At 72.6% G+C, this 22,999-nt stretch carries 16 protein-coding genes, 1 tRNA gene and 1 pseudogene; 12 read left to right on the top strand and 6 right to left on the bottom strand.

Translation table 11 applies throughout. The annotated features are described in order from the left end of the window. The 7 genes and pseudogenes from K7854_RS35210 to K7854_RS35180 form a co-directional block, all read left to right on the top strand. Positions 1-313 (top strand): annotated as a pseudogene (locus tag K7854_RS35210) (SCO3242 family prenyltransferase); the annotation flags it as partial. Next, positions 310-1,278, top strand: a complete 969-nt coding sequence (locus tag K7854_RS35205; protein ID WP_226030623.1) for a sugar phosphate isomerase/epimerase family protein — start codon at positions 310-312, stop codon at positions 1,276-1,278. The pseudogene K7854_RS35210 and the gene K7854_RS35205, both read left to right, overlap by 4 nt. A gap of 13 nt (positions 1,279-1,291) precedes the next feature. Then, positions 1,292-2,029, top strand: a complete 738-nt coding sequence (locus K7854_RS35200) for an EboA domain-containing protein (protein ID WP_226030622.1) — start codon at positions 1,292-1,294, stop codon at positions 2,027-2,029. Further along, positions 2,029-2,877: a TatD family hydrolase gene (locus tag K7854_RS35195; protein ID WP_226030621.1), complete on the top strand. Its 849-nt coding sequence runs from the start codon at positions 2,029-2,031 to the stop codon at positions 2,875-2,877. Before K7854_RS35200 ends, K7854_RS35195 begins: the two co-directional genes overlap by 1 nt. A gap of 3 nt (positions 2,878-2,880) precedes the next feature. After that, positions 2,881-4,056: a metabolite traffic protein EboE gene (gene eboE / locus K7854_RS35190; protein WP_226030620.1), complete on the top strand. Its 1,176-nt coding sequence runs from the start codon at positions 2,881-2,883 to the stop codon at positions 4,054-4,056. Further along, the gene (locus K7854_RS35185; RefSeq protein WP_226030619.1) at positions 4,053-5,450 is read left to right on the top strand and encodes an alkaline phosphatase family protein; all 1,398 of its coding nucleotides are present in this window, start codon (positions 4,053-4,055) and stop codon (positions 5,448-5,450) included. The genes eboE and K7854_RS35185 overlap by 4 nt, the downstream gene beginning before the upstream one ends. A gap of 114 nt (positions 5,451-5,564) precedes the next feature. Continuing rightward, positions 5,565-6,773 carry a sugar phosphate isomerase/epimerase family protein gene (locus K7854_RS35180; protein WP_226030618.1) on the top strand — a complete coding sequence of 403 codons (1,209 nt, stop codon included), beginning with the start codon at positions 5,565-5,567 and terminating at the stop codon, positions 6,771-6,773. A gap of 78 nt (positions 6,774-6,851) precedes the next feature. Here K7854_RS35180 and K7854_RS35175 read toward each other — a convergent pair whose 3' ends face one another. From K7854_RS35175 to K7854_RS35160, 4 genes are all read right to left on the bottom strand, one after another. Continuing rightward, the gene (locus K7854_RS35175) at positions 6,852-8,231 is read right to left on the bottom strand and encodes an OFA family MFS transporter (RefSeq protein WP_226030617.1); all 1,380 of its coding nucleotides are present in this window, start codon (positions 8,229-8,231) and stop codon (positions 6,852-6,854) included. 123 nt (positions 8,232-8,354) lie between these two features. After that, the gene (locus K7854_RS35170; protein WP_226030616.1) at positions 8,355-10,499 is read right to left on the bottom strand and encodes an acetate--CoA ligase family protein; all 2,145 of its coding nucleotides are present in this window, start codon (positions 10,497-10,499) and stop codon (positions 8,355-8,357) included. A gap of 4 nt (positions 10,500-10,503) precedes the next feature. Beyond that, the gene (gene frc / locus K7854_RS35165) at positions 10,504-11,736 is read right to left on the bottom strand and encodes a formyl-CoA transferase (protein ID WP_226030615.1); all 1,233 of its coding nucleotides are present in this window, start codon (positions 11,734-11,736) and stop codon (positions 10,504-10,506) included. 11 nt (positions 11,737-11,747) lie between these two features. Continuing rightward, the gene (locus K7854_RS35160; RefSeq protein ID WP_226030614.1) at positions 11,748-13,430 is read right to left on the bottom strand and encodes a thiamine pyrophosphate-binding protein; all 1,683 of its coding nucleotides are present in this window, start codon (positions 13,428-13,430) and stop codon (positions 11,748-11,750) included. Between the two features lie 143 nt (positions 13,431-13,573). On the opposite strand from K7854_RS35160, the gene sucC reads away from it, so the two are divergent. The 3 genes from sucC to K7854_RS35145 are packed head-to-tail and all read left to right on the top strand — an operon-like array spanning position 13,574 to position 17,211. Then, positions 13,574-14,725, top strand: coding sequence for an ADP-forming succinate--CoA ligase subunit beta (gene sucC / locus K7854_RS35155; RefSeq protein ID WP_226030613.1), 1,152 nt, complete (start codon positions 13,574-13,576; stop codon positions 14,723-14,725). Positions 14,726-14,740: 15 nt separating this feature from the next. Continuing rightward, positions 14,741-15,655, top strand: a complete 915-nt coding sequence (gene sucD, locus K7854_RS35150) for a succinate--CoA ligase subunit alpha (protein ID WP_226030612.1) — start codon at positions 14,741-14,743, stop codon at positions 15,653-15,655. Next, the gene (locus tag K7854_RS35145; RefSeq protein ID WP_226030611.1) at positions 15,652-17,211 is read left to right on the top strand and encodes an aldehyde dehydrogenase family protein; all 1,560 of its coding nucleotides are present in this window, start codon (positions 15,652-15,654) and stop codon (positions 17,209-17,211) included. The genes sucD and K7854_RS35145 overlap by 4 nt, the downstream gene beginning before the upstream one ends. A gap of 37 nt (positions 17,212-17,248) precedes the next feature. On the opposite strand, the gene K7854_RS35140 is transcribed toward K7854_RS35145, so the two are convergent. Further along, positions 17,249-18,580 carry a DUF2254 domain-containing protein gene (locus K7854_RS35140; protein WP_226030610.1) on the bottom strand — a complete coding sequence of 444 codons (1,332 nt, stop codon included), beginning with the start codon at positions 18,578-18,580 and terminating at the stop codon, positions 17,249-17,251. 152 nt (positions 18,581-18,732) lie between these two features. Here K7854_RS35140 and K7854_RS35135 point away from each other — a divergent pair. Together K7854_RS35135 and fusA are read left to right on the top strand one after the other, a co-directional pair. Further along, positions 18,733-18,817: transfer RNA gene (locus K7854_RS35135), tRNA-Leu, on the top strand. A gap of 352 nt (positions 18,818-19,169) precedes the next feature. Next, complete coding sequence (gene fusA, locus K7854_RS35130) at positions 19,170-21,227, top strand: elongation factor G (RefSeq protein ID WP_226030609.1); 2,058 nt, start codon at positions 19,170-19,172, stop codon at positions 21,225-21,227. A gap of 46 nt (positions 21,228-21,273) precedes the next feature. Here the strand turns inward: fusA and K7854_RS35125 are convergent, their stop codons facing one another. Continuing rightward, positions 21,274-22,998, bottom strand: a complete 1,725-nt coding sequence (locus K7854_RS35125; protein ID WP_226030608.1) for a pectate lyase-like domain-containing protein — start codon at positions 22,996-22,998, stop codon at positions 21,274-21,276. Position 22,999 lies beyond the last annotated feature (1 nt).

Raw genomic sequence — 22,999 nt, 5'->3', positions numbered from 1 at the left:
CCGGCGGGCAGCAGCCGCCCCCGGCCTGCCGGGCTCCACCCCGGCACCCACCGCCACCGACGCCCTCGCGGCCGCCCTGGGCGCGGCCTACGCCGCGACGGCCGCCCGCCCGTACTTCCACGCCGTCCTCAACCCCTCACCGCCGCTCACCCAACGCGCCGTGGGCGGCGGCATCCGGGCCACGATCCCGCTCCAGGCCGCGCTCGCCGCCCGCTCCGGCGCGCGGGCCACGTCCCTGCTGGTCGCGGCCCTCGCCCCGGCCGGCCGCCGGTTCGCGAAGCGGGCCGCGATGAGGAAGGTGAGCATCACATGAGCCGTGACGTGAACGAGGGGCCGAACACGGCCCGGGCCGGTCACGGCGCCCGGGGCGCAGCGGCGGAGGGAGCCGCCGCACCCCCGCTGCGGTTCGGCTACGGCACCAACGGCCTCGCCGACCTCCGCCTCGACGACGCCCTCGCCCTCCTCGCCGACCTCGGCTACGACGGCGTCGGCCTGACCCTCGACCACATGCACCTCGACCCGCTCGCCGCCGACCTCGCCGCCCGCACCCGGCGGGTCGCCCGGCGGCTGGACGCGCTCGGTCTGGGCGTCACCGTGGAGACCGGCGCCCGCTACGTGCTCGACCCGCGCCGCAAGCACGGCCCCTCCCTGCTCGACCCCGACCCGCAGGACCGTGCCCGCCGTGCCGGCCTGCTGGTGCGGGCCGTGCAGGTCGCCGCCGACCTCGGCGCCCACGCCGTGCACTGCTTCAGCGGCGTGACCCCGGCAGGCACGGACGCGGACACGGCGTGGAAGCGGCTGGCCGAGTCCCTGGCCCCCGTCCTGGACGCCGCCGCCACCGCCGGCGTCCCCCTCGCGGTGGAGCCCGAACCCGGCCACCTCCTCGCCACCCTCGCCGACTTCCACACCCTGCGCCGCACCCTCGGCGACCCCGAACCCCTCGGACTCACCCTGGACATCGGCCACTGCCAGTGCCTCGAACCACTCCCGCCCGCCGACTGCGTGCGGGCCGCCGCCCCCTGGCTGCGCCACGTGCAGATCGAGGACATGCGCCGCGGCGTCCACGAACACCTCCCCTTCGGTGACGGCGAGATCGACTTCCCGCCCGTCCTGGACGCCCTCGCCGCCACCGGCTACCAGGGCCTGACCGTCGTCGAACTGCCCCGCCACTCCCACGCGGGACCCCACTTCGCCGAACGCTCCCTCCCGTTCCTGCGCCGCGCCGCACCGGCGCCGGGACACCCCAACCGCTCGGGCGAGCCCTCCGCCATCCACTGAAGGGAGCCACACCATGACGCAGCCGCACGCCACCCACGTCACCCCCGACACCCAGGACGCGGACGGCACCCCCGCCGGACAGGACCCCCAGGGCACCACCCCCGCCCACGTCCCGCCCGCCGACCTGCGCGCCACGCTCACCGCACAGCTCGGCCAAGCCGCCCGGGCCTGGCTGGACCAGGCCCTCGACGAGGCCGCCGCCCACCCCGGCACCCACGGCCCGATCTCGGTGTGGGAGCTGCGCCTCGCCGAGGCCGGCCGCCGCTGCGGGCCCGCCCACGCCGATGCCGCCCGCGTCCTCGTCATGCACGCCGCCCGCGCCGACACCGACGCCCTGACCCGGGTCTACACCCAGGGCACCGCCGACGAGCGCCGCGCCGTCCTGCACGCCCTGCCCCACCTGGTGCCGGGCCCCGACGCCCTCCCGCTGGTCGAGGACGCGCTGCGCACCAACGACACCCGGCTCGTCGCCGCCGCCCTCGGCCCGTACGCCGCCCGGCACCTCGACGCCCACCAGTGGCGGCACGCCGTACTGAAGTGCCTGTTCACCGGCGTCCCCGTGGACAGCGTGGCGGACCTCGCCCGCCGGGCCCGGGGCGACGACGAACTCGCCCGGATGCTCGCCGACTACGCCGCCGAACGCACCGCCGCGGACCGCACCGTCCCCGAAGACCTGCACCGCGTCCTGGCCCTGACCGAGTCCGGACGCCCCGCGCCCGGCCCGGCCGACCCCCACGGCAAGGAGTCCTGATGCGCATCTTCGACCCCCACATCCACATGACCTCCCGGACCACCGACGACTACGAGGCCATGTACACGGCAGGCGTCCGCGCCCTCGTCGAACCGTCCTTCTGGCTCGGCCAGCCGCGCACCTCTCCCGCCTCCTTCCGCGACTACTTCGACGCCCTGCTCGGCTGGGAGCCCTTCCGCGCCGCCCAGTACGGCATCGCCCACCACTGCACCATCGCCCTCAACCCCAAGGAGGCGAACGATCCCCGGTGCCTGCCCGTCCTCGACGAGCTGCCCCGCTACCTCGTCAAGGACCGGGTGGTGGCGGTGGGCGAGATCGGCTACGACTCGATGACCCCGGCCGAGGACACCGCCCTGGCCACCCAGCTCCAGCTCGCCGCCGACCACGGCCTGCCCGCCCTGGTGCACACCCCGCACCGCGACAAGCTGGCCGGCCTGCGCCGCACCCTGGACGTGGTCCGGGAGTCCGCGCTGCCGACGGAACGGGTCCTGGTCGACCACCTCAACGAGACCACCGTCAAGGAGGCCAAGGACTCCGGCGCCTGGCTCGGCTTCTCCGTCTATCCGGACACCAAGATGGACGAGGCCCGGATGGTCGCCCTGCTGCGCGAGTACGGCCCGGACCAGGTCCTGGTCAACTCCGCCGCCGACTGGGGGAAGAGCGACCCGCTCAAGACCCGCAAGGTCGGCGACCTGATGCTCGCCGAAGGCTTCACCGAGGACGACGTGGACCGGGTGCTGTGGCGCAACCCCGTCGCCTTCTACGGGCTCAGCGGGCGCCTGGAACTCGACGTGACCTCGGGCGAGGCCACGCACGAGGGCAACTCCATCCTGCGCGGCGGGGAGTGAGCGATGCGCTTCCGGCACCCCGACGGCTCCACCGTCCACCTCGCCTACTGCACCAACGTCCACCCCGCCGAGACCCTCGACGGCGTCCTCGCCCAGCTCCGCGACCACTGCGAGCCGGTCCGCAGACGCCTCGGCCGCGACCGCCTCGGCATCGGGCTGTGGCTCGCCCGCGATGCCGCCCACGCCCTGGTCACCGACCCCGCCGCCCTGCGCGGTCTGCGCGGTGAACTGGACCGGCGCGGCCTGGAGGTCGTCACCCTCAACGGCTTCCCCTACGAGGGCTTCGGCGCCGAAGAGGTCAAGTACCGCGTCTACAAGCCCGACTGGGCCGATCCCGAACGCCTGGAACACACCACCTCCCTGGCCCGGCTGCTCGCCGGACTGCTGCCCGACGACGTCACGGACGGCACCATCTCCACCCTGCCGCTCGCCTGGCGCACCGCCTACGACGAGACCCGGGCCGACAAGGCCCGCGCCGCCCTCGTCACCCTCGCCGAGCGCCTCGACGCCCTCCAGGAACTGACCGGCCGCTCCATCCGCGTCGGCCTGGAACCGGAGCCCGGCTGCGTCGTCGAGACCACCCACGACGCCCTGGCCCCGCTGACCGCGATCGCCCACGACCGCATCGGCGTCTGCGTCGACACCTGCCACCTCGCCACCTCCTTCGAAGATCCGCACACCGCCCTGGACGCCCTCACGGCCGCCCGCGTGCCCGTCGTCAAGTCCCAGCTGTCCGCCGCCCTGCACGCCGAACACCCCGCCGACCCCGCGGTCCGCGAAGCCCTGGCCGCCTTCGCCGAGCCGCGCTTCCTGCACCAGACCCGCACCACCACCCCGTCCGGCGGCCTGCACGGCACCGACGACCTCGACGAGGCCCTCGCGGACGGCGGCCCGCTGCCCGACACCGCCCCCTGGCGCGCGCACTTCCACGTCCCGCTGCACGCGGCCCCCGCCGCGCCCCTGACCTCCACCCTTCCGGTGTTCAAGGCCGCGCTGACCCGGCTCGTCGGCGGACCGCACCCCCTCACCCGCCACCTGGAGGTCGAGACCTACACCTGGCAGGCCCTTCCGCCCGAGCTGCGGCCCCGCGCCCGCGCCCAGCTCACCGACGGCATCGCCGCCGAGCTGACCCTCGCCCGCGACCTGTTGACGGACCTCGGCCTGAAGGAACTGCCATGACCCGACCCGCCGCCTCCGACGGACCGACCCCCCTCCTCGTCCTGGACGTCGTCGGCCTCACCCCACGTCTCCTCGACCACATGCCCCGCCTCAAGCAGCTCGGCCAGTCCGGCTCCCGCGCGCCGCTCGGCACCGTGCTGCCCGCCGTCACCTGCGCCGCCCAGTCCACCTTCCTGACCGGCACCATGCCCGCCGAGCACGGCATCGTCGGCAACGGCTGGTACTTCCGCGAACTCGGCGACGTCCTGCTGTGGCGCCAGCACAACGGCCTGGTCGCCGGAGACAAGCTCTGGGACGCCGCCCGCCGCGCCCACCCCGGCTACACCGTCGCCAACATCTGCTGGTGGTACGCCATGGGCGCCGACACCGACATCACCGTCACCCCCCGTCCCGTCTACTACGCCGACGGCCGCAAGGAACCCGACTGCTACACCAGGCCCCCGGCCCTGCACGACGAACTCACCGACAAACTGGGCACCTTCCCGCTCTTCCACTTCTGGGGGCCCGGCGCCGACCTGGTCTCCAGCCAGTGGATCATCGACGCCACCCGGCACATCATGGCCACCCGGCACCCCGACCTGACCCTCTGCTACCTCCCTCACCTCGACTACGACCTGCAGCGCTTCGGCCCCGACGACCCGCGCTCCCTGAAGGCCGCCGCCGACCTCGACGCGGCGCTGGCCCCGCTGCTCGACGACGCCCGCGCCGAGGGCCGCACCGTCGTCGCGCTGTCCGAGTACGGCATCACCCCCGTCAGCCGGCCCGTGGACATCAACCGCGCCCTGCGCCGCGCCGGGCTGCTGGAAGTGCACACCCAGGACGGCATGGAGTACCTCGACCCGATGGCCTCCCGCGCCTTCGCGGTCGCCGACCACCAGATCGCCCACGTGTACGTCCGCCGGCCCGAGGACCTCGACGCCACCCGTGCCGCCCTGGACGGACTGCCCGGCATCGGGCAACTCCTCGACGACGAGGGCAAGAAGGCCCAGCACCTCGACCATCCCCGCGCCGGCGAGCTGGTCGCCGTGGCGGAGCCGGACGCCTGGTTCACGTACTACTACTGGCTCGACGACGACCGCGCGCCCGACTTCGCGCAGCTCGTCGAGATCCACCGCAAACCCGGCTACGACCCGGTCGAGCTGTTCATGGACCCGCTCGACCCCTACGTCAAGGTCAAGGCGGCCGGCGCCCTGGCCCGCAAGAAGCTCGGCATGCGCTACCGCATGGCGGTCGTGCCCCTGGACCCCTCACCTATTCGAGGCAGCCACGGCCGCCTCCCCGCGAGCGACGACGACGGTCCGCTCCTCATCTGCTCCACCCCCCGCGCTGTCGGAGACCGCGTCGCGGCCACCGACGTGAAACAACTCCTGCTCCGGCTGGCCGGACTCGGCTGACGCACCACCCGGTACGCCCGCCGACATCCGACTACCGAGAGTGAAACACACGGCACTGACAACGGCCCGCCCGAGCCGCATCGGCGCAGGCCACGACCCAGAAGGCAGGCACCCGTGACCCCGTTCACCGACCCCTCCCGCAGCGACGCAGGCACCGACCCGGCCGCGGCCGGCCCGGACGAGAGCCTGCGCCGCTCCCTCGGCGTGAACCGGCGCCGCTTCCTCAGCACCTGCACCGCCGTGGCGGCCGGTGCCGTGGCGGCACCCGTCTTCGGGGCCTCCCCGGCCCTCGCCCACGGCCGGGACAGAGACCACGACCACGGACACGGCCATGGCCACGGGCAGATCCTCGTCCCGGCGGACAAGCGCGGCATCATCCTCTACACCGTCCGGGACGCCACCGCCCGCGACCCGCTCGCCTCCGACCTGCCCTCCGGCTTCCGCGAGGTCTTCAAGCAGCTGTCCCGCCACGGCTACCGCCAGGTGGAGTTCGCCGGGTACAACCAGCACGCCAACGCGCCGGGCGGTGCCAGCCTGGAGTCCGTCCAGGGTGCCCGGCTGCTGCGCTCCTGGCTCGACGACTACGGTCTGCGCGCCCAGGGCAACCACGGCTTCATCCCGTCCTCCTGGCCGCTGACCACGGCGGACAAGGACACCTTCAAGAAGCACCTGGAGATCGCCAACATCCTCGGCATGGACCACATGGGCACCGGCGGCGACCCCACCGGCAGCTCCTACCGCGCCGACTGGGACGTGGCCGCCGACAAGTGGAACGCCCTCGGCGCGATCGCCCACCGCGAGGGCATCAAGCTCTACACCCACAACCACGACAGCGCCTACGGCTTCCTGCTCGACGGCGGCCCGCTGGACGACCAGGGCCGGCCCACCCGCAGCTCGGGCATCCGCAAGCTGGAGTACTTCCTCAAGGTGACCGACCCGAGGGTGGTCTGGCTGGAGATGGACATCTTCTGGGCGCACGTCGCCCAGTACAAGTTCCACGAGTACACCGCCCACGACGGCTCCACCCGCAAGAACGTCTTCGACCCGGCCGGGCTGGTCGCCCGCAACAACCGGCGCTACCCGCTCTTCCACGCCAAGGACGGCGTCGTCAGCACGACCAACGGCATGGGCTACGACATGGTGCCCTTCGGGACCGGCGTCATCGACTACACGACGTTCTTCTCCCGGGTCGGGCAGCGCAATTACCACAACCCGATGGTCGAGGACGACAACTCCCCGAGCGCCACCGACCCCGCGCAGTCGCTGCGGGAGGCCAAGATCAGTTACGACGGGCTGGCCGCCCTGCGCAAGCGGCGGCACTGACCCGCGACGCGGACCGGGCGGCCCCTTCCGCATGCCGCGGGAGGGGCCGCCCGGTCCGTGCGAGGAGGCGCAGTCCGGTCATCCCTCGCCCAGTGGCCGGGGGTTGGGAGTGACGCGCCTGCTCCTCGGGCGCCCCGGAGGCCTCAGGGTCAGCGCGACGAACCCGGCGAAGATCGAGATGCAACCCGCCAGGGTGTAGGCGCCGTTGTAGCCCCAGGCGCCGACGACCACCGACCCCATGCCCGCGCCCAGACCGGAGACGAGCTTGGAGCTGTAGACCATCCCGTAGTTGGTGGCGTTGTTGTTCTCGCCGAAGTAGTCCGCCGTCAGCGCCGCGAACATCGGGAAGATGGCGCCGCCGCCGAAGCCCGAGATGGCGGAGAAGACGAGGAACAGCGGCAGGTTCTTGATCTCGGCCGACAGGATGATGCCGAACTGGGCGACGCCCAGGATCGCGCACACGTAGAGCAGGCACTGCTTGCGGCCGTACAGGTCGGAGAGCCAGCCGATGACGCCGCGCCCGGTGCCGTTGACGATCGCCTTCAGCGACATCGCGGCGGCCACGATCCCGGCGGCGAAGCCCGCCTCCTCGCCGATGTCGACCTGGAAGGCGATGCCGAAGATGTTCACGCCGGAGGTGCAGGCCAGGCAGAACCACATCAGCGCCACCCGGCCCGTCTTCCAGGCCTCCATCGGGGAGTACTGCTTGACGGCCGGGGGGTTCTTGGCCAGCGAACGCCGGGCCCGCGGGTCGGCCGGCGGGTTCAGCGGGTCGACGGCGGCCGGCCACCAGTTCTTCGGCGGGTCCCGGAAGTAGAAACCGGCGAGCGCCACCGTCGCCGCGAGGAAGACACCCGCCGAGACCAGTACCCAGCGGAAGTTGGAGGTGTCCATGTAACCGTGGAAGATGAAGACGAAGGGCACCGAACCGTAGGCGAAACCGCCGTTGACGAAGCCGGTCTTCCCGCCCCTGCGCTCCGGATACCACTTGCCGACCATGTTGACGCAGGTCGCGTAGACCATGCCCGCGCCCATGCCGCTGAACACGCCGAAGCCGATGAAGGCGAGTGAGACGTGCGGCGCGTACGCCAGCGACAGGTAGCCCAGCAGCGTGCCGGCCGACCCCAGCATCATCGCCCAGCGCGCCGGCAGCCTGCCGCTCTCCCGCAGCCGTCCCGCCGGGAACGCCACCGCGGCCTGGCAGAACACCCAGGCGGTCATCATCCAGTAGATGCTGCCGCTCGACCAGTGGTGGGCGTCGTGCAGCGTGTCCTCGGCGGACGCGAACGCGTACTCGGCGGAGGAGATGCCCATCATGCCGATCCAGGGCAGGATCACCATCCACTTGCGCTTGCGCCCCATGATGTCGATGTCGGACTCGCCCACGCGAAAGACGCGTCCGTTCCTGTCGGTCACCTCCCGGTAGGCGGCGACCCGTGTGACATCGGTGGTTGTCATGTCGATTGCACCCCTTGCGTCGAAAGATCTGGCCAGCGCCCCCTGTCCCATGCCTTTCGTGCGCGCCCGGGTCCCCGGGGCCGGCCGACGCGCACCCGTCGGCCGGCCCCTCGCCGCCTCACCTCATGTACCGCCCCCCAACAAGCCCGCGGCCCGCGCCCACCGGTACTTGGCGCCCAGCACGGCCACCGGCTTCTCGGTCGTGTACGGGTAGGCCACGACGCCGCGCTCGAAGAGGTACTGGCAGGCCTCCTCCACCTCCACGTCACCCGCGAGGGAGGCCACCACGGGCTTCTCGACACCGCGCTCGCGGAACTCGGCCACCACGCGCGCGGTGAGTTCGGCGAACACCATGGGCGGCGTGACGATGGTGTGCCAGTAGCCGAGGACGAGCGCGTGGATGCGCGGGTCCTCCAGGCCCAGCCGGATCGTCGCCTCGTACGTCGACGGCGGCTCGCCCCCGGTGATGTCCACCGGGTTGCCCGCCGCACCGAACGGCGGGATGAAGGCGCGGAACGCCGCGTCCAGGTCGGGCGGTATCTCCATCAGCGACAGCCCGTTGTCCGTCACCGCGTCGGAGAGCAGCACCCCGCTGCCGCCGGCCCCGGTGATGACGACCACGTTGTCGCCCCGGGGCGCGGGAAGCACCGGCAACGCGCGCGCGTACTCCAGCATCTCGTTCAGGCCCGGCGCCCGGATCACGCCGGCCTGCCGCAGGACGTCGTCGTACACGGCGTCGTCCCCGGCGAGCGCCCCGGTGTGCGATCCGGCGGCCCTCGCGCCCGCCGCCGTACGCCCCGCCTTGAGCACCACGACCGGCTTCCTCGGCACGGTCGCCCGGGCGGCCTCCACGAAGGCGCGGCCGTCCTTCAGGTCCTCCAGGTGCATCGCGATGCACTCGGTGTGCGGGTCCTCGCCGAACCAGGTCAGCAGGTCGTCCTCGTCCAGGTCCGACTTGTTGCCGAGGCCCACGATCGCCGACACGCCGGTCTTCGTCGTCCGCGCGAAGCCCAGGATGGCCATCCCGATGCCGCCCGACTGCGAGGTCAGCGCGACGCCGCCCTTGACGTCGTACGGCGTGCAGAACGTGGCGCACAGGTCCTGCCAGGTGGAGTAGTAGCCGTAGATGTTCGGGCCGAGCAGCCGGATGCCGTGCCGTTCGGCGACCGCCACGATCTCGTCCTGGAGGGCCTGCTCCCCGGTCTCGGCGAAGCCGGAGGGAATCAGCACCGCGTTCGGGATCCGCTTGCGCCCCACCTCCTCCAGGGCCGCCGCCACGAACCGCGCGGGGATCGCGAAGACCGCCACATCCACCTCACCGGGAACGTCGGTGACACTCTTGTACGCCTTGCGGCCCAAGATGTCATCGGCCTTCGGGTTCACCGGGTGGATCTCGCCCGCGAAGCCGCCGTCGACGAGGTTGCGCATCACGGAGTTGCCGATCTTCCCCGGCTCGCCCGACGCGCCGATCACCGCGACCGAGGAGGGCTGCATCAGGCGGCGCATCGAGGTGAGGATCTCCTCGCGCGTGTACCGGCGCCGTTGCTTCGGCGTGCCGGTCGCGAGCAGCACCCGGATGTCGGCCGCGACCGCACCCTCGGGCGTGGCGATGACGGGGTTCAGATCCACCTCGGCGATCTCCGGGAAGTCGGCGACCAGTTCGGAGACCCGGAGGATCTGCTCCGCCACCGCCCACCGGTCCACCCCGGCCCGCCCGCGCACCCCGCGCAGCACCTCGGCCGCCCGGACCGAGTCCAGCATGGACAGCGCCTCGTCGGCGTCCACGGGCGCGAGCCGGAAGGTGACGTCCTGCAACACCTCGACCAGCACCCCGCCGAGCCCGAACGCCACCACCTTCCCGAACGTCGGGTCGGTGACCGCCCCGACGATGACCTCCTGCCCCTGCGGCAGCAGCTCCTGGACCTGCACCCCGTCGATCCGCGCGGAGGCGTCGTACGCGCGCGCGTTGTCGACGATCCGGCGGAACGCCGCCCGCACGTCCGCCGCGCCCTCCACCCCCACGACAACACCGCCGGCGTCGGTCTTGTGCAGGATGTCCGGCGAGACGATCTTCATCACCACCGGGCCCGCGAACCGGGCCGCGCACGCCACCGCCTCGTCCACGTCCCGCGCCAGCTCCTCGCCCGGTACGGCGATCCCGTAGGCGTCGGCGAGCACCTTGCCCTCCGGCGCGGTGAGCGCGGTGCGCCCGTCGGCCCGTACGGCGTCCAGCAGCGCCCGCACCCGCGCCAGCCGGTCCTCGGCCATCACGTCAGATCACCCCGTTCGACTTGAGCAGCCGCAGTTCCTCGTCGCCGAGCCCCAGCTCGCCGACGTAGACCTCCTCGTTGTGCTCGCCCAGCAGCGGCGAACTGGTCACCTGCACGGGGGAGTCCGAGAGCTTGAGCGGGCTGCCCACGGTCACGAACTCGCCGCGCTCGGGGTGGGGGACGGTGACGACCATCTCGTTGGCGACCAGCGACTCGTCCTCGATGATCTCCTTCGTGGACAGGATCGGCCCGCACGGGATGTTGTGGGCGTTCAGCCGCTCCAGCACCTCCCACTTGGGCAGGGTGGACGACCACTCCTCGATCAGCTGGAACATCTTGTTCAGCTTCGGGAGCCGGGCCTGCGGGGTCGCCCACTCGGGGTCGTCCGCCAGCTCGGGCCGGCCGATCAGCTCGCTGAGCGGACGCCAGCCGACCGGCTGGACGATGACGTACACGTAGTCGTTGGGGCCGCCCGGCGCGCACTTCACCGCCCACCCGGGCTGCCCGCCGCCGGAGGCGTTCCCGGACCTGGGAACCTCGTCGCCGAAGTCCTCGTTGGGATATTCGGCGAGTGGACCACGGCTCAGGCGCTGCTGGTCGCGCAGCTTCACCCGGCAGAGGTTGAGCACCGCGTGCTGCATGGCCACGTTCACCCGCTGACCGCGTCCGGTGTGCTCCCGCTGGTAGAGGGCGGCGAGGATGCCCGCCACGACGTGGACGCCCGTGCCCGAGTCCCCGATCTGGGCCCCCGTCGCCAGCGGCGGCCCGTCCTCGAAACCGGTGGTGGACATCGATCCGCCCATGGCCTGCGCGACGACCTCGTACGCCTTGAAGGCGGTGTACGGGCCCTCGCCGAACCCCTTGACGGAGGCGTAGACGATCCGTGGATTGATCTCCTTGATCCGGTCCCAGGTGAACCCCATCCGGTCCACCGCGCCGGGGCCGAAGTTCTCGACCATGACGTCCGAGCGGCGGATCAGCTCGGTGAGGATCTCCTTGCCGCGTTCGGTCTTGGTGTTGAGCGTGATGCTGCGCTTGTTGCAGTTGAGCATCGTGAAGTAGAGGGAGTCGACGTCCGGCAGGTCGCGCAGCTGGCCGCGCGTGACGTCGCCGCTCGGCGCCTCCAGCTTCACGACGTCGGCGCCGAGCCAGGCGAGCAGCTGGGTCGCCGAGGGCCCGGACTGCACATGCGTCATGTCCAGGACGCGGATGCCCTCAAGAGCCTTCGCTGTCATGGGGCTTCACCTCACTTGTACATCGTCTGGTTCATGGTTCCGGGGGCGTAGGCGTCCGGGTCCACCCAGACGTTGATCAGGGACGGCTTGCCGGACTCGCGGGCCCGGCGCAGCGCGGGGCCGATGTCGGCCGGGTCGCGGACCTCCTCGCCGTGGCCGCCCAGCATCCGGGCGAACCGGTCGTAGGGCACGTCGCCGAGCGTGTTGCCGACCCGCTCGCGCTCCTTGCCGTACTTCACGGCCTGGCCGTAGCGGATCTGGTTCATCGAGGAGTTGTTGCCGACGATGCCGACGAACGGGAGGTCGTAGCGGACCAGGGTCTCGAAGTCCCAGCCGGTGAGCGAGAAGGCACCGTCGCCGAAGAGGGCGACGACCTCCTTGTCGGGGCGTGCCTGCTTGGCGGCCAGCACGAAGGGGACGCCGACGCCGAGCGTGCCGAGCGGTCCCGGGTCCATCCAGTGGCCGGGTGACTTGGGCTGCACGACCTGCCCGGAGAAGGTGACGATGTCGCCGCCGTCGCCGATGTAGATCGAGTCCTCGGTGAGGAAGTCGTTGATCTCGCTGACCAGCCGGTACGGGTGGATGGGGGAGGCGTCCGACCTGAGCTGCGGCAGCCGCTTGTCCAAGGCGGTCTGCTCGGCCGCGCGCAGCTCGTCCAGCCACTCCTTGCGCTTCGCCGCACCCCCGTTGATCCGTCCGGACGCGGCCTCGGTCACCGACTTCAGCACCAGCCCCGCGTCGCCGACGATGCCGAGGTCGATGTCGCGGTTCTTGCCGACGGTGCGGTAGTCCAGGTCGATCTGTACGACGGTCGCGTGGGGGGAGAGCCGTTTGCCGTAGCCCATGCGGAAGTCGAAGGGCGTGCCGACGATCACGATCACGTCGGCGCCCGAGAAGGCGTAGCGCCGCGAGAGCTGGAAGTGGTGCGGGTCGCCGGGCGGCAGGGTGCCGCGGCCGGCGCCGTTCATGTACGCCGGGACGTTGAGGGTGCGGACCAGCTCGGCGGCGGCCTCGGTCGCGCGGGTCGTCCACACCTGGCTGCCGAGCAGGACGGCCGGCTTCTCGGCGTGCACCAGCAGATCGGCGAGCTTCTCGACGGCCTCCGGGTCACCGGCCGAGCGGGTGGAGGCACGGTAGGCCCCGGCTTTCGGCACCCGCGCCTTCTCCGCCGGCACCTTGGCGTCCAGCACATCGCGCGGGATCTCCAGGAAGGACGGCCCGGGGGCACCGTGGTAGCACTCGCGGAATGCCATCGACACCATGTCGGCGGCGCGCGCGGTGTCCGGCACGGTGGCTGCGAACTTGGTGATCGGCGTCATCATGTCGACGTGCGGCAGGTCCTGGAGTGAGCCCATCTTGTGCTGGGTGTGGGCGCCCTGACCGCCGATCAGCAGCATGGGCGACTCGGCGCGGAAGGCGTTGGCGACCCCGGTGACGGCGTCGGTGGTGCCCGGCCCCGCGGTGACCACCGCGCAGCCGGGCTTGCCGGTGATCCGCGCGTACCCGTCGGCGGCGTGCGCGGCCACCTGCTCGTGGCGTACGTCGACGACCTCGATGCCCTCGTCGACGCAGCCGTCGTAGATGTCGATGATGTGGCCGCCGCACAGCGTGTAGATGCGGTCGACCCCCTCGGCCTTGAGTGCCTTGGCAACGAGGTGGCCGCCGGAGATGACGTCCTGGTTGTCGTCGGGCATGGCGAAGTCCTGTCCCTTCACGAGGGGTTGGGGCGCTCTCGCGGTACATTGCATACAGTCGACGAATACTGTATGAAGCTTGTTATCCCGCATCCGGTGGGTGGTGTCCAGGGGGCGTGCGGCACTTTCAGTCAGGAGCCGAAATGGACCTGTACGAACACCAGGCAAGGCAACTCTTCGAGGAACACGGGATCGTCGTACCGCGGGCCGAGGTCACCGACTCGCCCGAACGGGCCCGGGAGATCGCCCGCGCCCTCGGCGGACGCGCCGTCGTCAAGGCGCAGGTGAAAACCGGCGGGCGCGGCAAGGCGGGCGGCGTACGGCTCGCTGCGGACCCGGCCGAGGCCGAGCAGGCGGCGCGGCGGATCCTCGGGATGGACATCAAGGGCCACCGGGTCGGCGCCGTCATGGTCGCCGAACCCTGCGACATCGAGTGGGAGTTCTACGTCTCCTATGTCCTCGACCGCGCGTCCGGCGGCTTCCTCGCCGTCGCCTCGGCGGAGGGCGGCACGGAGATCGAGGAGGTCGCCGCACGGCGGCCCGAGGCCGTGGCCCGCATCCCCGTCGACCCCGCCACGGGTGTGCACACGGCCACCGCGGTACGCATCGCCGACGCCGCGGGACTGCCCCCGCAGACCGTCGACACCCTGGTGCGGCTGTGGAAGGTACTGGTGCGCGAAGACGCCCTCCTCGTCGAGGTCAACCCGCTGGTGAGGACGGTCGAGGGCCGGATCGTGGCCCTCGACGGCAAGGTCACCCTCGATGACAACGCGCTGTTCCGCCAGGCCCGTTGGGGACAGGAGCACCCGGCGATCCCCGACTCGCCGGAGGCGCGCGCCCGGGCCAAGGGCCTCAACTACGTGAAGCTCGACGGCGAGGTCGGCGTCATCGGCAACGGCGCCGGGCTGGTCATGTCGACGCTCGACGTGGTCGCCGGCTGCGGCGCACGTCCCGCCGACTTCCTCGACATCGGCGGCGGCGCCTCCGCCCGGGTCATGGCCGACGGGCTGTCCGTCGTCCTCTCCGACCCCGACGTGAAGTCCGTGCTCGTCAACGTCTTCGGCGGCATCACGGCCTGCGACGCGGTCGCCGACGGCATCGTCCGGGCCCTGGACGAGGTCCGGCTCACCAAGCCGCTCGTCGTGCGCCTGGCGGGCAACAACGCCGCCCGGGGCCGGGCCCTCCTCGACGCACGCGCGCACCCCCTGGTCGAACAGGCCACCACCATGGACGGCGCCGCCCGCCGTGCCGCCCGGCTCGCCACCGCGGCGCCCGCCCCCGGACACGCCGGATAAAGGAGACAGGACGACATGGCGATCTACCTCACCAAGGAGAGCAAGGTCCTCGTCCAGGGCATGACCGGCGCCGAGGGCATGAAGCACACCCGCCGCATGCTGGCCGCCGGCACCGACGTCGTCGGCGGCGTCAACCCGCGCAAGGCGGGCGGCACCGTCGACTTCGACGGGCGGACCGTCCCGGTCTTCGGCTCGGTCCGCGAGGGCGTCGAACGCACCGGCGCCGACGTCACCGTGGTCTTCGTGCCGCCCGCCTTCGCCAAGGCCGCGGTCGTCGAGGCCGCCGACGCCGGCATCGGCCTCGCGGTCGTCATCACCGAGGGCATCCCGGTCCACGACGCCGTCGCCCTCACCGCCCACGCCCGGGCCGAGGGCACCCGGGTCATCGGCCCCAACTGCCCCGGTCTGATCACCCCCGGCCAGTCCAACGCGGGCATCATCCCGCCCGACATCACCAAACCCGGCCGCATCGGCCTGGTCTCCAAGTCCGGCACACTCACCTACCAGCTCATGTACGAGCTGCGCGACCTCGGCTTCTCCACCTGCGTCGGCATCGGCGGCGACCCGGTCGTCGGCACCAGTCACATCGACTGCCTCACCGCCTTCCAGGACGACCCCGACACCGACCTGATCATCCTCATCGGGGAGATCGGCGGCGACGCGGAGGAACGCGCGGCCGCACACATCCGTGAACACGTCACCAAACCCGTCGTCGGCTACATCGCCGGCTTCACCGCGCCCGAGGGCAGGACCATGGGCCACGCCGGCGCCATCGTGTCCGGCTCCTCGGGCACCGCGCGGGCCAAGAAGGAGGCGCTGGAGGCGGCGGGCGTACGGGTCGGGAGCACCCCGACCGAGACGGCACGGCACGTACTCGACCTGCTCCGGGGCGCCGCACAGGACGACGCCCGCGCGGGGGCCCGGGCATGACGGGCGGCGCGCGGGGCGCCGAACCCCTCACCCTGAAGTCCGGCACCTCCTGGGCCGAGGCCTGGCAGCGCTGCCGCACCGTCGCGCCCGAGGCCTTCCGCGACGACCGCGTCCTCAACCTCTGGGACGCCGGCTGGCGGACGGACGGCCGGGTGCTCCCGGCCACCAGCCCGGTCGACGGCACCCCGATCACCGGCCCGCCCCGGATCGACGCCGCCACGGCCCGGCACGCCGTACGCGCCTCGCTCGACCAGCACCGGGCCTGGCGCCACGTCCCGCTGTCCGAGCGCCGGGCCCGCGTCGCGGCCACCCTCGACGCCCTGGCCCAGCACCGCGAACTGCTGGCGCTGCTGCTGGTCTGGGAGATCGGCAAGCCCTGGCGGTCGGCCCGGGCCGACGTCGACCGCGCCGTCGACGGCGTGCGCTGGTACGTCGACGGCATCGAGGACATGCTCGACGGACGTGCTCCGCTGGACGGCCCGGTCTCCAACATCGCCAGCTGGAACTACCCGATGAGCGTGCTCGTCCACGCCCTGCTGGTCCAGGCGCTGGCGGGCAACGCGGTCGTCGCCAAGACCCCGACCGACGGCGGCGTCGCCTGCCTGACCCTGGCCTGCGCGCTCGCCGCCCGCGAGGGGCTCCCCGTCACCCTCGTCAGCGGCAGCGGCGGCGAGCTGTCCCAGGCACTCGTGCGGGCCCCCGAGATCGGCTGCGTCTCCTTCGTCGGCGGCCGGGACGCGGGCGCCGCCGTCGCCACCGCCGTCGCCGACCTCGGCAAGCGGCACATCCTCGAACAGGAAGGTCTCAACACCTGGGGCGTCTGGAACTTCACGGACTGGGACGCGCTCGCCCGGACGGTCCCGAAACTCTTCGACTACGGCAAGCAACGCTGCACCGCCTACCCGCGGTTCGTCGTCCAGCGGCAGCTGTTCGACGCGTTCCTCGCGGCGTACCTCCCGGCGGTCCGCACCCTGCGGGTCGGCCACCCGCTCGCCGTCGCCGCACCGGACGCCCCGTACCCGGCACTGGACTTCGGGCCGGTGATCAACGCGGCCAAGGCCAAGGAGCTGCACGACCAGATCGCCGAGGCCGTCGACCGGGGCGCCGTCCCGCTGCACCGCGGCAGCGCCGCCGACGCCCGCTTCCTGCCCGGCCAGGACACCTCGGCCTACGTCCAGCCGGTCGCCCTGCTCAACCCGCCCCGCTCCTCACCGCTGCACCACGCGGAACCCTTCGGCCCGGTCGACACCATCGTCCTGGTCGACACCGAGGCCGAGCTGCTGGCCGCCATGAACGCCTCCAACGGCGCGCTGGTCGCCACCCTGTCCACGGACGACCCGGCGACGTACGACAGGCTGGCGCCGCAGATCCGCGCGTTCAAGGTCGGCCACGGGGTACCGCGCTCCCGCGGGGACCGCGACGAGCTGTTCGGCGGGCACGGGGCGTCCTGGCGCGGCGCCTTCGTGGGCGGTGAACTGCTGGTGCGCGCCGTGACACGCGGCCCGGCGGGGGAGCGGCTGCCGGGCAACTTCCCGGACCACCACCTCATGCCGTGACGGGGGCGCCCGGGGGCGTCAGTGGTCCCCGGGGCGGTCAGCCGATGCCCTGGCGGTCCGGCCGGAGGGCGAAGGCCCGTTCCGCCGGGGTCGGCGCGGTCCGTTCGACGGCCTGCCGCAGCAGCTCGCGCTGGCGCAGCAGCGGTTCGCGCCGCTCCGGCGGCACGAGCCGCAGCAGGTCGTCGAGACCCGCCACCAGACGCCGGGTGACCTGCGGCGATCCGACGGAGCAGGCACGGACCTCGGCGAACCCCAGGTCCACCAGCTCCGCCCAGCCGGGCACGGGCTGCACCAGCCGGACCGTGCCGCGCCGGTCCCGGTGCAGCGCGGCGTCCAGCGGCCGCCGGGCCAGCGCGGCCAGGATCTGCACGACGCGGTCCAGCGCCTGCACCGCGGTCGTCGGATCGTTGACCGCGGGCGACAGGGCGCGCAGACCGATGTCGGACAGCTGGCGCAGCCCGAACGCCAGGTCCTGGTGGAAGGTGCGCTCCACCCCCACGGACAGGGCGTACCGAAGCGCACGGCGCGGCGGAGCCGCCCCGCCGTGCACCGCCAGGACCGGGGTGCCCGGCACCAGGAAGTCACCGATCCGCGGGACCAGCCGCAGCACCACCCCGTGCCCCCGGGCCACCCGCACCAGTCGGGCGATGTGCACGTCCCGCAGCACGCCGCCCTGGCCGTCATGGGCGACCCACGCCGTCACGGGCCCGAGGCCGGGCGCGCCGCCGCCGTCCGCGGGCACCGGCATCAGCGCCGCCACCCGGAAGGACTCGGCGGCGATCCGGGCGATCACATGGCTGACCCGCATCAGCCGCAGGGTGGCGTTCACGTACATCACGAAGAGCAGCAGGCTCAGCGCGACCATGCACAGGGTGAGCACCGACTGCACCAGTGGGACGGACGTGGCGGTGCGCGGGTCGGCAGTGCTGTCGTAGCTGGTCAGGACGAGCAGCGTGAGCACGAAGGTGGCGAGGAAGACGGCGAAGGTCGCCTTGGTGATCCGGCTGCGCACGAAGAGCCGCACCACCCGCGGGGTGAACTGCCCGCTCGCCATCTGCACCGCGACCAGCGAGATGCTGAACACCACACCGATGAAGGTCATCATCGCCGAGCCGACCGCCGAGACCACCGTCTTCGCGTCGTCGGCGAAGCGCAGCAGATCGGCAACGGTGTCGTAGTCGCCGTCGTCCTGCAGCGCACGGACGAGCGCCGCGTCGAGCTCCTGGGCCACCAGCCAGACCACGAGGACACCCGCCATGGCCGCGGTCGGCGCGAACCAGAACGTGTCCCGCAGATGCTCCCTGAGCGGAGACAACGCCCGCGGTCGGCGCCGCCGGAGCGGGCCCTGCGTAACCATCCAGTCACTCATGGTGCGACCCTAGGCGCAGCGGAGCCGTCGGCCCCGGACCGCCGCTCGGGGGCGCGGTGGGGGAAGGAAACGCAGGTGAAAGGCACCGCCAAAGCTTGGTATGGTTGTCCATGTCGCCGCGGGGAACACCCCCGCACCGCGACAGACACCTGGTCCGGGTGGCGGAATGGCAGACGCGCTAGCTTGAGGTGCTAGTGCCCTTTATCGGGCGTGGGGGTTCAAGTCCCCCCTCGGACACAAGATCAGGCAGACGAGACGCCGGCCGGGAGTTTTCCCGGCTGGCGTCTTCTCGTTCCGCGGGCCGCCGAAAATACCGTGCGCCGCCGGTCCCGGCCTCCCTACACTCACCGTGACACCGAGACCGAGAGAGGGGAGCAGGGCCGTGCGCATCCGTACCGCGCCCGTCGTTCCCCCGTCCCGGCACGAGGTGATCCTGGTGTCTTCGGCCGTCCGGTGCCCGCTGCGCGGCCGGCACCGGATGCCCGCGACGCACATCTGACGGCCGACGTCCCGTTCCCGGGAGCGTCCGGCGCGTGCGCCGGGGGAGATCGCGCTGCCCTTTTCCGGTATTTCCGAAAGGCTTCGGGCCATGCGCACCAACCCGCTCACCACCGTCCGCAACCTGGGCATCCTCGCCCACGTCGACGCCGGCAAGACCACCGTCACCGAGCGGATCCTCTACACCACCGGCACCACCCACAAGCGCGGCGAGGTCCACGACGGCACCACCGTCACCGACTTCGACCCGCAGGAACGCGACCGCGGCATCACCATCTTCGCCGCCGCCGTCAGCTGCACCTGGGCGGGCCACCGGATCAACCTGATCGACACCCCGGGGCACGTCGACTTCGCCGACGAGGTCGAACGCTCCCTGCGCGTGCTGGACGGCGCGGTCGCCGTGTTCGACGCGGTGGCCGGAGTGGAACCGCAGAGCGAGTCCGTGTGGCGGCAGGCCGACCGGCACGGCGTCCCCAGGATCGCGTTCGTCAACAAGATGGACCGGGCCGGCGCCGACCTCGACGCCGCCGTCGCCTCCATCCGCGAGCGGCTGCACCCCGTGCCCCTGGTCGTGCAGCTGCCCATCGGTGCGGAGGACGGCTTCACCGGCGTCGTCGACCTGCCGCGCATGCGCGCCCTCGTATGGGCCGACGGCGCGGACACGGCCGAGGAGGGACCGGTGCCCGACGCGCTGCGCGCGGAGGCGGCCCGCAGGCGGCGGCTGCTGGAGGAGGCGGTCGCCGAACGCCACCCGTCCGCCCTGGAGGAGTTCTGCGACCGGGAGACGCTCACCGCGGCCACCCTCACCGCCGCCCTGCGCGACCTGACGCGCACCGGCGACGGCGTGGTCGTGCTGTGCGGCTCGGCCTACCGCAACCGCGGCGTCGAACCGCTGCTGGACGCGGTGCTGGCGTACCTGCCCTCGCCGCTGGACGTGCCCCCGGTGCGGGGCACCCACGACGGCACGGAGCAGGAACGGTCCGCCGACCCGGCGGCACCGATGGCGGCACTGGCGTTCAAGGTGAACGCCACCGCGACGGGACGGCTGACGTACCTGAGGGTCTACTCCGGCACGATCGAGAAGGGAGACACCGTGTGGGACGCGGGCACGCGCCGCACCGAGCGGGTCGGCCGCATCCTGCGGGTCCGGGCCGACCGGCACGACCCGCTGGAGCGCGCGGTCGCCGGGGACATCGTCGCCGTGGTCGGGCTGAAGTCGGCCCGCGCCGGCTCGACCCTGTGCACGCCGGGCGCCCCCCTGCTCCTGGAACCCCCGGGCGTGCCCGAACCGGTCGTGCACGTGGCGGTGGAGGCACGGCGCTCCACCGACACCGACCGGCTGGCCTCGGCGCTCGCCCGGGTGACCGAGGAGGACCCCTCGCTGGCCGTGCGGACCGACCCCGAGACCGGCCAGACCGTGCTGTCGGGCATGGGTGAACTGCACCTGGAGGTCGCCATGGAACGCGTCCGGCGCGAGCACGGGCTGGAGGTCACGGTCGGCCGGCCCGGTGTGGCGTACCGCGAGACGGTCGGCGAAGGTGTCACCGGCTTCGTGTACCGGCACGTCAAACAGGACGGCGGCGCCGGGCAGTTCGCGCACGTCGTGCTCGACGTGGAGCCCTGGGAGGGGGACGCGGCCGCGGCGGGCGGCGGCTTCGTGTTCCGTTCGACGGTGGTCGGCGGACGCGTGCCGCAGGAGTACGTCCGGGCCGTCGAGGCGGGCTGCCGGGACGCACTCGCCGAGGGCCCGCTCGGCGGACACCCGGTGACCGGCCTCAGGGTCACGCTCACCGACGGCCAGACCCATGTGAAGGACTCCTCGGACACGGCCTTCCGCACCGCCGGCCGGTTCGGTCTCCGCGACGCCCTGCGCGCCTCGGAGATGGTCCTGCTCGAACCGGTCGTGGAGGTCACGGTCACCGTGCCCGAGGACGGGCTCGGCGGCGTCCTCGGTGACCTCGCCGCGCGCCGCGGCCGGGTCACCGGCTCCGGGACGCGGGGCGGCGCGGCGGTGGTCACGGCCACGGTCCCGCTGGCCGAGCTGTTCGGCTACGCGACCCGGCTGCGCAGCCGCACCCAGGGCCGCGGCACCTTCACCGCCCGGCCCACCGGGTACGCGCCGGCGCCGGTCGTGACGGCCGCGCGGTAGCCGTGCCGGGTGCCCCCGTCCCACCGGACGGGGGCACCTCTCCCCGCTAGGGGTACTGCGCCACCTTCGACGGCACGGTGTCCGTGCCCGAGGTGGGCGAACCCGTGTCGTTGATGACGCACTCGTACTGCCCGTTGCCGCCCAGTGAGACCACGAGCAGCCCGTGGAAGCGGACGCCGGAACGGTTCGGCGCGGCGAAGCCGTGGTGCTGCACGATGGACGGGTCCACGTTGTAGTAGCAGTAGCTGCCCAGGCCCCAGCCCTCGTGCTCGGTGACGTCGTCGCCGACCTTGTAGGCGGCGTAGCCCTTGACCGAGCCGTTCTGGATCGCGGCCTGGCCGGGGGCGTCGTACGCCTTCTCGTTCTGGAAGAAGACCGTGCGCCCGCGTTCGCCGTTCCACTGCACGTCGTACTTGTTGAAGTGCTCCACGAACAGGCCGGTCATCAGCACGTCGTCGCCGTTGACGACGACGCCGTAGTCGGCGCGGTTGGTCTCCCAGCCGACGCCGTCGCCGTGGTCGGCGCGCCACACCCAGGTGTGGTCGACGATGGTGTGCCGGCTGTTGACGACCAGGCTGGTGGTCGCCTTGCCGGGGCCCGCGCCGCCGATCCGGACGAACACGTCCTGCACGGTGGTCGGGTTGGCCGAGTGGTCAGCGGACGCGCCCTCGGGCCCCACCTCCACCAGGGTCGCGGAGTTGACCGGGCCGGCGTCCACGAGGAATCCGGCCAGTCGTACGCCGTCCACGTCGGCGACCTTCAGCGCGGTGACGCCGTCGTCGGGGATGAGGGTGGCGTAGCCGAGGCCCAGGACGACCGTGCCCGCGCGGTTCACCTCGACGGTCCGGTCGAGGTGGTAGATCCCCGGCGTCAGCAGCAGGTGCAGGCCCTCCTCCAGCGCCTGGTTGAGGGTGGCCGCCGAGTCGGCGGGCTTGGCCACGTAGAACCGGGTCAGCGGGAGCGAGGTGCCGCGCGGGGTGCCGTTGCCCCAGGACACACCGCGGGCGTCGGTGCGCTTCTCCGGCAGGAAGACGTGGTACTCGTCGCCGTCGAGGTACAGGAACGGCTTCTCCCGGGAGACGGGCGTCGTCTCCAGCGTCGTGTACGGCGGCTCCGGGAAGCTCTGCGCTGGCGCGCCCTCCACGCCGGAGAACACCATGTTCCACACGGCGTTGAGCCAGCCGCCGACCGAGCTGTCCCGGGTGTACCACTGCTGCTGGGAGTACGGTCCGACCGTGCCGTCGATCCGGCTGTCGGCGATGTAGCCGCCGCTGGCCCAGCCGTAGCCGTCGGGGGCGAGGTTGAGGCCGCCGCGCACGTGCATGCGCCGGAAGGGCGCCGCCTGCGACACCGCCCAGCGGTTGGTGCCGCTGACCGGGACCAGCGCCAGGTTCTCCGCCGAACGCCAGAAGTTCTGCGTGGCGTTGCCGTCGAACCAGCCCGCGTCGACCGTGACGTCGCCGTTGATGGTGGTGTCGTCGGGGGAGAGGCCGAGGCCCGCGATCGAGGTGTAGAAGGCGAGCTGGGCGTTGAGCCCGCTGTAGGTGCCGGGCTTGAAGAGCAGTGCGTAGCGGCCCGTGCCGAACTGGGCGGACTCCTGCTGCTTGAAGATCTCGTCCAGTCTGCCCTGGATGTTCGCCGTGGACGGGTCGAAGACGATGACGTTCGGCCCGAGGTCGCCGCCGCCGGGCAGCGCGCGGGGGCCGACCGTCGAGTCGGTGGTGCCGGAGGTGCGGGTGGGGGCGGCGGTGGCGGGTCCCGCGCCCGCCAGG

This window comes from Streptomyces hyderabadensis, assembly GCF_020404845.1.
GTDB classification, from domain to species: Bacteria; Actinomycetota; Actinomycetes; order Streptomycetales; family Streptomycetaceae; genus Streptomyces; species Streptomyces hyderabadensis.
Note: the sequence above shows the minus strand (reverse complement) of the source record. Positions and strands in the feature narration are given on the sequence as shown.